Origin of the sequence: Streptococcus sp. S1 (assembly GCF_034137685.1) — a bacterium.
Lineage (GTDB): Bacteria > Bacillota > Bacilli > Lactobacillales > Streptococcaceae > Streptococcus > Streptococcus dentalis.
The window spans coordinates 1128185-1140841 of the sequence record NZ_CP139418.1; the positions used below are offsets into that span (position 1 = coordinate 1128185).

At 44.5% G+C, this 12657-nt stretch carries 8 protein-coding genes; 7 read left to right on the forward strand and 1 reads right to left on the reverse strand.

Translation table 11 applies throughout. From position 1 onward, the window contains the following. Positions 1-85: 85 nt before the first annotated feature. The 4 genes from rexB (at position 86) to SM121_RS05490 (ending at position 9615) form a co-directional block, all read left to right on the forward strand. On the forward strand, positions 86-3352 hold the full coding sequence (gene rexB / locus SM121_RS05475; RefSeq protein WP_320910562.1) for an ATP-dependent nuclease subunit B: 3267 nt from the start codon (positions 86-88) through the stop codon (positions 3350-3352). After that, complete coding sequence (gene addA / locus SM121_RS05480) at positions 3349-7014, forward strand: helicase-exonuclease AddAB subunit AddA (protein ID WP_320910563.1); 3666 nt, start codon at positions 3349-3351, stop codon at positions 7012-7014. Before rexB ends, addA begins: the two co-directional genes overlap by 4 nt. Before the next feature lie 3 nt (positions 7015-7017). Then, complete coding sequence (locus SM121_RS05485; protein ID WP_003011216.1) at positions 7018-7335, forward strand: DUF4298 domain-containing protein; 318 nt, start codon at positions 7018-7020, stop codon at positions 7333-7335. A 345-nt stretch (positions 7336-7680) separates the two neighbouring features. Beyond that, positions 7681-9615 carry an LPXTG cell wall anchor domain-containing protein gene (locus SM121_RS05490; RefSeq protein WP_320910564.1) on the forward strand — a complete coding sequence of 645 codons (1935 nt, stop codon included), beginning with the start codon at positions 7681-7683 and terminating at the stop codon, positions 9613-9615. Positions 9616-9659: 44 nt separating this feature from the next. On the opposite strand, the gene SM121_RS05495 is transcribed toward SM121_RS05490, so the two are convergent. Next, positions 9660-9830, reverse strand: a complete 171-nt coding sequence (locus tag SM121_RS05495; protein ID WP_003002781.1) for a DUF3042 family protein — start codon at positions 9828-9830, stop codon at positions 9660-9662. Between the two features lie 83 nt (positions 9831-9913). Here SM121_RS05495 and miaA point away from each other — a divergent pair, with 83 nt between their 5' ends. From miaA to SM121_RS05510, 3 genes are read left to right on the forward strand one after another with little or no spacing between them, the layout of a single operon-like run. Continuing rightward, positions 9914-10792, forward strand: a complete 879-nt coding sequence (gene miaA, locus SM121_RS05500) for a tRNA (adenosine(37)-N6)-dimethylallyltransferase MiaA (RefSeq protein ID WP_320910565.1) — start codon at positions 9914-9916, stop codon at positions 10790-10792. Between the two features lies 1 nt (position 10793). Further along, positions 10794-12041, forward strand: coding sequence for a GTPase HflX (hflX, locus tag SM121_RS05505; RefSeq protein ID WP_320910566.1), 1248 nt, complete (start codon positions 10794-10796; stop codon positions 12039-12041). Beyond that, a complete protein-coding gene (locus SM121_RS05510) occupies positions 12025-12654 on the forward strand; it encodes a cystathionine beta-lyase (RefSeq protein ID WP_320910567.1) in 630 nt (209 codons plus the stop codon). Before hflX ends, SM121_RS05510 begins: the two co-directional genes overlap by 17 nt. Positions 12655-12657: the final 3 nt, after the last annotated feature.

Here is a 12657-nt window from a genome sequence, read left to right on the forward strand (position 1 = left end):
CTTCTTGCTTTAGTCCCTCCTGTGAAAATGATATAATAAGAAGATAACAAGCTCTCAAGAAAATGCCAAAAGGAGAACGGATCGGATGAAATTACTCTATACGGATGTTCGGACCCCCTTGACCCAGGTCCTGACACAAGAAGCCGTAGGGTTAGTAGAACAGGGCAAGCGTGTGTTTTACATTGCGCCCAACTCTCTTTCCTTTGAAAAAGAAGCCAAGGTTTTGTCCTATTTAGAAGGTCAGGCTTCTTTTGCCATTACCGTCACGCGCTTTGCCCAAATGGCCCGTTATTTCATCCTGAACCAGGTCTTTGAGGAGCAACCCTTGGATGATATCGGTCTCGGCATGCTATTTTTTAAAGCTCTGTCCCAGATGAAGGAGCAGGATCTTAAAGTTTACGGGGCCCTGCGCAAGGATCCTCAGTTTATCCATCAACTGGTCCAGCTCTATCATGAATTGCAGACAGCCCAGATGGATTTTACCGATTTGGAGTTGCTCGAGGAAGCTGAAAAAAGAGAGGACCTCTTGGCGATTTTTGAAGCGGTCTCTGAGATGCTGGTCAAGCATCAGTATGAATCCCAGTCCAAGATGGCCTTTTTCCTCAATCAGGTCGAAGAAGGGCAGCTGGAAGAGCAATTACAGAATGTGGCGATCGTCGTCGATGGCTTCACGCGTTTTTCTGCAGAAGAAGAGGCTTTGATTGGTCTCCTTCACCGAAAAGGAGTGGAGATTGTCATCGGAGTCTATGCCAGTGAAAAAGCCTACCGGGCAAGCTTTAGAGAGGGAAATCTTTACCAAGCCAGTGTTGACTTTCTCCTCCAGCTGGCAAAGACTTTCCAAGTTCAGCCTCAGTATTGTGGGCAAGCGATCGAAGATTCCTTTAGTCGCATGACGCGTATGTTAGAAGCGCGCTACGATTTTTCACAAGTGGAAAATGAGCTGGAGGACCAAGATCGAACCGCTGTCCAACTCTGGCAAACCAATACGCAAAAAGAAGAGTTGGAATTTGTTGCCAAATCCATCCGTCAGCGTCTTCATGATGGGGCCCGCTATCGGGATATTCGGGTCTTGTTAGGCGATGTGGAAGCTTATCAACTGCAACTCAAGACCATTTTTGACCAGTATCAGATTCCCTTTTACTTGGGACGAAGTGAGGCCATGGTCCACCATCCCTTGATTCAGGTCATTGAATCGCTAGGGCGGATCAAGCAGTTCAATTACCAGACAGAAGACGTCATCAATCTGTTAAAAACGGGTCTGTATAGTGATCTGACGCAAGCAGAAGTCGATGCTTTTGAGCAATACCTTCGCTTTGCGGAAGTAAAGGGTGCTACAAAATTTCACAAGCCTTTTACTAGCAATCGTCAGGGCAAGTTCAATCTAGAGGAGCTCAATGCCCTCCGGGAACGCGTCGTAGAACCTTTAGCTCCTTTCTTTTCACAGCGCAAACAAAAGGTGAACCGTCTCTTAACGGCCTTTACAGAGTTTCTGCAAGAGGCTCAGCTTTCTCAGAATCTACAAGCTTTGATCAAGGATCTAGCTTTGGAAGAGCAGGAGCGCTATGACCAGGTCTGGAAGACCTTCCTCCACGTCTTAGAAGAATTGAGTCTGGTTTTTGAGGACCAAGAACTGACAGTGGATGACTTTTCAGCTCTTGTCTTATCCGGCATGCAATTGTCACAATACCGGACAGTTCCTGCTACAGTCGATGTAGTGACCGTTCAGTCCTATGACTTGATTGAACCCTTGACAGCCCCTTATGTCTACGCGATCGGGCTGACCCAGGAACGTTTTCCAAAGATCGCGCAGAACACCTCGCTTCTCAGTGAAGAAGAACGACAACAGCTCAATGAGGCCACCCAAGAAGGAGCAGAGCTCCAGGTGGTGACCAGCGAAAATCTTAAGAAAAATCGCTTTGTGGCGGTTTCGCTACTCAATGCAGCGACCGAACAACTGGTCCTATCGGCCCCTAGCTTGGTCAATGAAACGGAAGATAGTGTCTCTCCTTACCTTCTAGAATTGGCCAAGGAGCCTATTGCCATCGAGTGGACGACCAAACAAGCGCAAGCTTCGAGTGATGACATCGGGACCTACCGAGCCCTCTTAGCGCGCGTGATCGAACTCCATCAAGAGGAGATCACGAGTGAGCTGTCTGCTGAAGAAGCCAGCTTTTGGGGTGTGGCCGTGCGGGTCTTGCGAAAGAAATTGCAAGCGGAAGGCATTCAGATTCCTCAGATTTCAACGGAATTGAAGAGTCGCCAGCTCCAGTCGGATACGCTTCAAGCGCTCTACCCAGAGGGCAAAGCCTTGACCTTATCTGCTTCTGCCTTGAATGAATACTACAAGCACCAGTATGCTTTTTATCTGCGCTATGTCTTGGGCTTACAGGAGGATGAGACGATCCGGCCAGACGCCCGCAGTCATGGGAATTTCTTGCATCGGATCTTTGAAAGGGTCTTAAAAGATAGCTCCGATCAAGCTTTTGATCAGCGCTTAAGCGAGGCGATTCGAGAAACCAGCCAAGAAGCAGAGTTCCAGCAATTGTATGGAGAAAATGGAGAGACCGAGTTTATTCGCAACTTGCTTCTTGATACCGCTAAAACAACGGGGCGTGTCCTCGCCCAGCAAAATGGCATCGAGACCATTGGTGAGGAGACCCTCTTTGGTGGAAGCACCCACACCTCTTATCCATTGTCCGATGGCAGGCTCTTACAGCTACGAGGCAAGGTGGACCGTATTGATCAATTGAGGGATCGGGGAGCCCTCGGAGTCGTGGACTACAAGTCCAGTCTGACGCAGTTCCACTATGACAAGTTCTTTAATGGACTAAATTCTCAATTGCCGACCTATCTTTCTGCGATTCAGGATTTGAAGGAGTACCAAGAAGAGCAAGGGATATTCGGAGCCATGTATTTGGAAATGGGAGATCCTGTAGTGGATCTGAAAAAGACCAAGACAGTAGAGGATGCCATCAATCAAACCATGAAAAGTCAACAGTATAAGGGGCTCTTTATGGAAGATCAGGCGCCTTATCTGGGCGAGGCCTATGATAAAAACAAGGCCATGATGCTGAGTAAGGAAGAACTGGACTTGCTCCTCTTGTACAACGCTTATCTTTATAAAACAGCAGCAGAAGGGATTCTCAAGGGGCAATTTGCCATCAATCCCTATAGTGAAAATGGGCGCAATATCGCACCATTCGTGGAGCAGTTTAAATCCATCACGGGATTTGAAGCGGATCGTCACCTAGGTCAGGCGCGGTTCTTGACCAAACTAGACCAAAAAGGAATACGCGGTGAAAAGGTGAAAGCCGCTTGGATAGAGAAGATGAAGGAGGTCTTGAACAAATGATCAAACAAGCATTTTTGACAAGAGAAGAAATCAAGGCCCTTCAGGCCCAAGAGGCAGCTTCTACCAAAGAGCAAAAGCGGACACCAGAACAGATCGATGCCATCTATAGTTCGGGGACCAATATCCTGGTGTCAGCCTCTGCTGGATCAGGAAAGACCTTTGTCATGGTGCAGCGGATACTGGATCAGATCCAGCGTGGCATCTCGATTAAGGAGCTCTTTATCTCGACCTTTACGGTCAAGGCAGCAGGGGAACTCAAGGATCGTTTGGAAAGTGAACTTGGAAAAGCCCTGCAAGCGAGCGATGACCCAGAGCTCAAGCAACACCTGGCCCGTCAAATCGCAAATGTCGCCACCAGCGATATTGGAACCATGGACTCTTTTACCCAAAAGGTCCTAACGCGCTATGGCTATTTGCTTGGGTTGGCGCCTCAGTTTCGCATTTTACAAAACGCCAGTGATCAACGCCTCTTACAAAATGAAGTTTTTCAAGCTGTTTTTGACCGCTATTACCAGGGGGAAAACCAAGAAGCCTTTGTGCAGATGGTCAAGAATTTCACGGGACAGCGCAAAAATTTGACCTTGTTTAAAGAACAGGTCTACCAGATCTATGACTTTCTTCAGTCGACCAGTGATCCGGAAAAATGGCTGGAGGAGCATTTCCTAAAAGGCTATGAGGAGACCGATTTTGACCAAGTTGAAGGCGATCTGATGGAGAGCATCCAGCAGGCCCTTTATGAGGCAGAAAGCTTTTTTGCCTTTCATCTGTCCAATGAGGGCCAAGCATTTGGCAAGGCCAAATATTTGGAAGCTGTAGAAGAGGTGCTCGATCAAATTGGAAGCCTGACAGGTCGCACCAATAAAGAACAACTGACCTCTGTCCTAAAGGCGGTCGTGGCGATTAGTCGGGCTTCAAATGGGGGAGCTTTGACCAATAGAGCCCGGAAGGAAGAGCTAAAAGACCTAGTCACAGCCTATAACCAGGATAAAACCATTCATATCAATCGCCTCAGAGACTTGGAAAATCAGCTCTATCAGCTGGAATTTCAACAAACCTTCCACCAAGAAGAAGGCCCCATGCTCTCCTTGCTACGGGACTTTATCAGAGACTTTTCTCACGCTTATCTGGAACGAAAAATCCAAGAAAAAGCTTATGAATTTGGGGATATCAGTCATTTTGCGATTCAAATTTTAGAGCAATTCCCAGAGGTGAGACAAGCCTATCAAGAGCGCTATCATGAGGTTATGGTCGATGAGTACCAGGATACCAACCATACCCAAGAACGGATGTTGGACTTGTTGTCAAATGGCCACAATCGCTTCATGGTGGGGGATATCAAGCAATCCATTTACCGCTTCCGTCAGGCGGATCCACAGATTTTCAATGATAAATTTAAGGCTTATCAAGAAGAAGGGGCGAAAGGACGGTTGATCCTCCTCAAGGAAAACTTCCGGAGTCATGTGGAGGTATTGGACGCGACCAATGATGTCTTTCGCCATTTGATGGACGAAGAGGTAGGAGAGATTGACTACAATCAAACCCACTATCTAGTTGCAGGAAGCGACAAGCAGCGGATGGCCTTGCCACAACATCGGGCTGAATTTTTGCTCTATGATGGTAGCCAAGACCAGGAAGAAAAGGCCGAAGACGAGGAAGTTGCTTCTGGACTCGAGACGGTTTCCAAGGGAGAAATTCTCCTGGTCATCAAAGAAATTTTACGTCTCCATCGGGTAGAAAAAGTGCCCTTTAAAGAGATCACCCTCTTAACGGCGTCTCGAACGCGAAATGATGCGATTCTGGAAGCTTTTGACCAGTACCATATTCCGATTGTGGCAGATAGCGGACAGGCGCATTATCTTGAGTCACTGGAAGTGATGGTCATGTTGGATACCTTGCGGACCATTAACAATCCCTTGCATGATTATCCCTTGGTTGCTCTCATGAAATCACCCATGTTTGACTTTGATGAAGATGAATTGGCACGGATTTCCTTGCAGACCCTTCCAGAGCAAAAGCAAGTGGCCTTCTACCACAAGGTCCAGTTAGCCCTTGAAAAGACTGCAGAGCATGCAAATCTGATTGATGCCAAGCTCCTTGCTAAAATCGAGAACTTCCTCAAGGTTTTATCTACTTGGCGCGCTGCTGCCAAGACCCATTCGCTCTATGATTTGCTGTGGAAAATCTATGAGGATCGCTATTACTATGACTATGTCGGCGCCCTTCCAAATGGGGCCCAGCGTCAGGCCAATCTCTACGCTTTGACGCTTCGGGCCAATGATTATGAAAAAGCCAGCTTTAAGGGCTTGTCGCGCTTCATTGCCATGATCGACAAGGTGATCGAAAATGAACACGATTTGGCCAGCGTCCCTCTTGCAGCACCAAAAGATGCCGTCCAGCTCATGACCGTCCATAAGAGTAAGGGGCTGGAATTCAAGTATGTCTTTATCCTCAATATGGACAAGGCCTTTAACCGTAAGGATCAATCAGGGCCAATCATTCTCAGTCGCCAAAAAGGGATTGGCTTTAAATATGTTGCGAACCTGCCGGTTGAGACAGAGAATCCTGCTGCTCCAGAAACCATTCGCCTGCAGATCGAAACGCCTTGCTACCAACGCAATGTGGAAGAAACAAAATTGGCCACGATTTCTGAGCAGATGCGTCTTCTATATGTTGCGATGACGAGGGCTGAGCTCAAGCTCTATCTAGTCGGAAAAGGCCGTGAGGACAAACTGCGCGATACTGATTGGGGGACCAGTCGCAATGGCAAGCTAGATCCAGAAAAACGAAAAGAATGGACCTCTTATCAGGACTGGCTCTTTGCTATTCAAGATGTGTTTACCAAGAATACCCTGGCCTATGACACGCGTTTTGTGACAGATGAAGACCTGACACCAGACCAGTTGGAGCCACTAGAGAAGGAGAAGGATTCCAGCCTTGATCAGCTCAAGGATATCCGTCAGTCAGAGGATATTCGTCGGGCCTTGGATATCTTGGAAAATGTTGATCGGCTCAATCAGTTCTATGCTCCGGCCATTCATTTGCCAAGTGTCCGTACTCCTAGTCAGATCAAGAAATTCTACGAGCCGGTCATGGATGCCAATGGCGTCCAGATCATGGATGCAAAGAGTGTGACGCCTGACTTTGAGCTGCCAACTTTTGGTCAAGAAAAAGCCGTGACAGGAGCCCAGGTCGGTAGTGCTGTCCATGAACTCATGCAGCGCGTGCCTCTTGAAGAAGAAATCACGCTAGATACACTGCGTCAAGCCTTGGAGCAAGTTCAAGCAGAGCCAGCGGTCAAAGCCCGTATCAAGCTAGAGGCCATCCTTGCTTTCTATGAGACGCCTTTGGGGACCTTGCTTCAAAAAGAAGCCTCTCGAGTCCGTCGCGAAGCTCCCTTTGCCATGCTGAAGAAAGATCCAGCTAGTGGTGAGGACTTCGTCGTGCGGGGGATCTTGGATGGTTACGTGGTGCTAGAAGACCGGATCCTGCTTTTTGATTACAAGACGGATCACTACAAGGTCCCTAGTCAATTGGTCGAACGCTACCGGGATCAGCTCGATCTCTATGCAGAAGCTCTTCGTCGTTCTTATGGACAAGAGCAAGTAGAAAAATACCTGGTGCTTCTAGGTGGCCCCCATCTAGAAGTGGTGAAAGTGGAGTAAATCATGGCAATTGCACAGGAAAACATCGAACGGATCCAAAGAATGGAAGGTTATTTGAATGACTATGCCAAGACTTTGGAAGAAACCAAAAAAGCAGTGGAACAGCTAAAAGAGCATCAAGAAAGCTATATCCAACTGCGCGATTATTATAGTAGTCAGACCTATTTTGATGACTTGGACCTGTCCAATCAAGCTGACTTTCCAGCAGATCTTCCTTGTGGTGTCTTGTCCGAAGATGCTGTCTATGATTTGTTAGACGAGCATTTTCAGATGGGAGTGGAACTCTTGGAGATCGCAACGAAGATGATCAAAGAACGGTGAAATCATTATTTATATTTTATCTTTCCTTAGGTGACGGCGGACGCTAGCGAACTTCTACGAAGTTCCATAGCTAATTATTGAGCCCCTTTGCTCTTGAAATTCTTAGCTCAGGCTAAAACAGTTCCCCGAACTGTTTTACTCTCAATAATTCCGAGTACCTGAAACAGATTCTGTTTCAGGTACTTTTGTCACTGCGGAAAGAAAAATATAGTTAAATAATAGCATAGAAAACAGAAATATAGTTTTGAGGAGCAGTTTTATATGTTAAGCGTTTACAATTATAACTATATAGTGTAGAATATAGTTATTAAAAACACTACTTGTAGTATTATTTGGGAGGTTCTTATGAACAGAAAAGTTAAAAAGGTTTTAGGGTATGGACTAGTGAGCTTAATGCTATGTGGTCCAGTGTTGGCCAGTACGGTTGGCGCAGAAGAATCTGGATCTATTCAAACCACAACTCAATTTAAAAATCATAAAGATGGTAGCCAGTCAATTGTTGGTAAGACAACGCCAAATACTAGATTAAGAATTGGTTATGATGGTACGGTAGAGACTGTATCCGATGGAGAAGGAAATTATGAATTGAAGATCCCAAGTGGGAGTGCTTTTAAGAATTATGATAGGTTTACAATTTATAAAATTAATTCTGATGGAAACTCAAGTTATGATACGGATGGTTTTGCAGATACTGAAGCTCCAAGTATTCCAGATTTTCATCTTATTGCAGGAGATAAAGTTATCAATGGAGAAGCAAATTACAATGATAGAGATGGAAATGCAACATTTAAAATAATTTTACCAAATGGAGATACTAAGGAGACTTCTACTGATTCTGAAGGAAGATGGGAATTCGAATTACCTGATGTCGGTCCAGGTGAAAAAATTAAAATTATTTCAAGTGACAAAGCTGGTAATACTTTAGAAAAAGAAATTGAAGTTTCTGAAGTTAAATCTCCAGAGGTGAATAAATCAATTCAGTATAGTCCTAATTATCAAACTTTATCAGGATATACCTATCCAAATTCTACAGTATATGTATTGTTACCAGATGGTACTAAATTATCTGCTGAAACAGGAGAAAATAGTTATTATTCAATAAATATTCCTGAGGAACACTATTTTTATAAAGGTGAAGGAAAAGCAGAAGTTTGGGTTTCTAAAAACAACAAATTTGAATCAAATAAAGTAGAAGTTGAAGGCTTTTCTGATGATGAGTCTAATTCAAATAGTAGTGTAAAGGAATTATATGGTACTTTATATGTAAGGAGTGATAAAAGCCAACAATTTATGGGTTACCTAGGTACTTTTCTAAAAAATGTGTATTCCTTACTTGAACTTCCTGATGGATTTGTAATAGAAGGTAGGACAGACGATATTGGATGGATAAAATTTAATATCCCTGCAGAACATGCATTAAAGAATGGTGAAAAAGGTATTGTTACTTTTAAATCTCCAGAAGGAGTATTTAAAAACGAATTTACTGCTTATATTGTTCCACCAAAAGTTGGAGAGATAAATAATGTCATAGAAGGAAACAATACAATTGGAGGATTAGTTAATCATCATATAACGGATGAAAATGCACTAAATGAAAAATCAAAAGTTTTAATCATTCATGTAATACTTCCTAATGGGACAGAACGTTTAGTTGAGCCTGATAGTAAAGGAAATTGGATTTTATCAACCCAAGTATTAAAAAAAGGAGATGTCTTTAAAGTATTCACAGAAGATACAGTAGGTAATTTATCAGACACCTATATCATTAAAGTTGGAGAGACACCATCAGTGGTGAAACCAGAAAGTAATAATAAGGAAGAAGAAAAGGTAAATAACGAAAAAGATACAAATAATGAAACTAAGAAGAAAAGTGAAAGTAAAGAAAAAGGAAAAACGGAAGTTAAACCTACTGGGGAAAAAGTGACATCAAGTTCTCAGACTAGTCAAAAAGAAACAAGTAAAGAGACTGATTTGAAAGTAACAGATAGTACATCCAGTGATAAAACTTTAAAGTCAAACTCTAATGTTTCAAAAGATAAGCAGACTACTTCTAATAGTGATCGTAAAGAAAGCAATGGGACAGTAGTAGGTGAGAAATCTAAAACTGGATATTCTAATAATAAGAATTCAGGCTTAACTTCTTCTGTTCAGAAAGTCCAAGGTAAGCAAAACAAGTCATTACCAAATACTGGTACAGTAAATCATTTATTTGCTATGATTTCAGGACTTGTTTCATTTATAGTTGGATCAGTCATTTTTAGGCTGAAAAGAAGCAACTAACAAACACAAAAAAAAGCTCCGGTTTCCCGGAGCTTTTTGAATGATTAGTGTGAGACACGGCGACGTGCTGCTTTTTTGCGGTTTTCTTCGATGAAAGCTGCTTTTTGTTCTTCTGGTTCGATTACTTTTTTCTTGAATGTGTAAACTGCACCTGCGACAGCAGCAACTGTACCAGCAACACCAGTAACAAAACCTTTACCAAATCCTTTAGCCATGAGAATTTCTCCTTTTCTGAACTTTAAATATTTATGTTATAATATATGGTAACGAAAAAACGTGAATTTTGCAAGGAAAAACGATGAAAACCAAGATAATTGTGATTGTGGGACCGACTGCTGTTGGAAAGACAGCTCTTGCGATCGATTTAGCACAAGCTCTCAATGGTGAGATTATCAGTGGCGATAGTCAGCAAGTCTATCGCAAGCTGGATATTGGAACAGCCAAGGCGACACCAAAAGAGCAAGCTGCAGCTCCCCATCATTTAATCGATGTACGGGAGGTGACCGAGTCTTACTCGGCTTTTGATTTTGTAAGAGAAGCCAAGACTGCCATTGAAGATATCACAGCTCGAGGAAAGCTTCCTATCATTGCAGGTGGGACGGGTCTTTACATCCAAAGTTTGCTCGAAGGTTATCATTTAGGTGGTGAAGTTCCTCATGAAGAGATTCTGGCCTATCGCGCTCAATTGGACTTGTTGTCGGAGGAAGACTTGTACCAAAGAGTGGCGGAGCAAGGACTTGTGATTCCTCAGCTCAATCGCCGTCGGGCCATGCGGGCTCTTGAAATTGCGCATTTTGGGCAGGACCTCGCAAACGAAGAGACCGATTATGAACCCTATCTCATCTGTCTAGATGATGAACGGTCCTTGATCTATGATCGCATCAATCGCCGAGTAGATCGCATGCTAGAGGAAGGCTTGCTGGATGAAGCCCGTTGGCTCTATGATGACCATCCGGAGGTTCAGGCAGCTAAAGGCATTGGGTACAAGGAACTCTTTCCTTACTTTAAGGGAGAGCAGAGCCTTGAGGAAGCCAGTGAGATCCTCAAGCGCAATACGCGGCGGTTTGCCAAACGGCAGTTGACTTGGTTTCGAAATCGAATGGAAGTGACCTTTTACGCCATTTCTGCACCTCACTTCAAGGAGCAGGTTCTTGCAGATGTAAAGGAGTTTTTGTAACATGATTGAAACAGAAAAGAAACAAGAACGCATCCTTTTGATTGGTGTGGAACTTCAAGGCATGGACAATTTTGACATGTCTATGGAGGAGTTGGCGAGCCTGGCTAAAACAGCTGGTGGAGATGTCCGGGGTTCCTATACACAAAAGCGGGAAAAATACGATACCAAGACCTTTGTCGGCTCAGGAAAACTAGAAGAAATCGCGCAAATGGTCGAAGCAGATGAGATTACGACCGTAGTGGTCAATAATCGCCTGACCCCCCGTCAAAATGTCAACTTAGAAGAAATCCTTGGGGTCAAGGTCATTGACCGGATGCAGTTGATTTTAGATATCTTTGCCATGCGGGCTAGGAGTCATGAAGGGAAGTTGCAGGTGCACTTGGCCCAGCTCAAATACCTTTTGCCACGCCTTGTCGGTCAAGGGATCATGCTTAGCCGTCAGGCTGGGGGAATTGGTTCTCGTGGTCCAGGGGAAAGTCAGCTGGAGTTGAACCGCCGGAGCGTTCGCAATCAAATCACCGATATCGAGCGCCAGCTCAAGGCAGTTGAAAAGAACCGGGAAACCCTTCGTGAAAAACGCTTGGAATCACCTGTCTTCAAGATTGGTTTGATCGGCTATACCAATGCAGGAAAGTCGACCATTATGAATCAGCTGACCAGTAAGAGCCAGTATGAAGCCGATGAACTCTTTGCGACCTTGGACGCCACAACCAAGAGCATCCATCTAACAGGCAATCTGCAAGTGACGCTGACCGATACGGTTGGCTTTATCCAAGATCTACCAACAGAGCTGGTATCGAGCTTTAAGTCGACCTTGGAAGAAAGTAAGAATGTGGACCTCCTGGTCCATGTCATCGATGCGTCTGATCCCAATCATGAAGAGCATGAAAAGACGGTGCTTTCGATCATGAAGGACCTAGATATGCTGGAGATCCCTCGCTTGACGCTTTACAACAAAGCAGATAAAGTAGCAGACTTTACACCAACCCAGACACCTTTTAGCTTGATTTCAGCACGCTCTGAGACAGCCCGTGAAGATCTCCAGGCTTTGCTACTAGAAAAACTGAGAGAACTCTTTGTTCCCTTTACCATTCGCGTTCCTTTTTCAAAATCTTATCGGACACATGATCTAGAAACAGTAGCGATCATTGACCAGCGCGAATTTGAAGAAGACATCGAGGTCATTCAAGGCTATATCGCAGAGAAAAATAAGTGGAAGTTGGAAGAATTTTATGACGGATTACGTTGATTTAGCAATAAAATATGGAGGCTATACCAGCCTCGATCGGGTCTATCTGACCAATCTTTTAAGCACGATCCCTGAGGAATTGCGTCTCCGTGTGATTACGCCTCCCCCAAGTGTGATCAACGCCTATTTTGCTGAGCTCTATCAAAAGAAGAGCCCCAAGGAGGCCATGGATTATTTCTTGGACTTGAGTCGGGCATTTGACTTATTCACAGTTCAGCAAACCTTTGATGAACGAAATCCCTTTATCCGCCTCAACTTATCAGGTAAGTCTTATGGCTTGGCTTACGTAAATGAAGAGCTAGCCTGTGTCTTTGCTGAACATCCAGCAGAGGATATCACCTCTTCGATTTTATTCGAAATTGCAGAGATCTTTCCTCATTGTTTTGTCTTTGAAAAAGATGGCAAGATCTGTCTGCAAGAGGCCGGCCCAGAAGTGGTCACTAAAACAGAAGCCCTCTCCGCCCTGACTGACTTGATGAGCTTGGAAGATGGACGCTTGAAACTGTCAGGATATAACCAAGAGGAGCTCCTTGAGCTAGCGCAAGCCTACCCAGGCAACCTTTCTTTCCGTTCAGAGAACCGGACGGCCATGATTTATATAGATAGAAAGTAGACA

Bases quoted from the DNA above. Each gene is read 5' to 3' on its own strand.
- SM121_RS05485 (WP_003011216.1), top strand. From the start codon at position 7,018: ATGGCAATTGCACAGGAAAACATCGAACGGATCCAAAGAATGGAAGGT.
- SM121_RS05495 (WP_003002781.1), bottom strand. From the start codon at position 9,830: ATGGCTAAAGGATTTGGTAAAGGTTTTGTTACTGGTGTTGCTGGTACA.
- addA (WP_320910563.1), top strand. From the start codon at position 3,349: ATGATCAAACAAGCATTTTTGACAAGAGAAGAAATCAAGGCCCTTCAG.
- hflX (WP_320910566.1), top strand. From the start codon at position 10,794: ATGATTGAAACAGAAAAGAAACAAGAACGCATCCTTTTGATTGGTGTG.
- miaA (WP_320910565.1), top strand. From the start codon at position 9,914: ATGAAAACCAAGATAATTGTGATTGTGGGACCGACTGCTGTTGGAAAG.
- SM121_RS05510 (WP_320910567.1), top strand. From the start codon at position 12,025: ATGACGGATTACGTTGATTTAGCAATAAAATATGGAGGCTATACCAGC.
- SM121_RS05490 (WP_320910564.1), top strand. From the start codon at position 7,681: ATGAACAGAAAAGTTAAAAAGGTTTTAGGGTATGGACTAGTGAGCTTA.
- rexB (WP_320910562.1), top strand. From the start codon at position 86: ATGAAATTACTCTATACGGATGTTCGGACCCCCTTGACCCAGGTCCTG.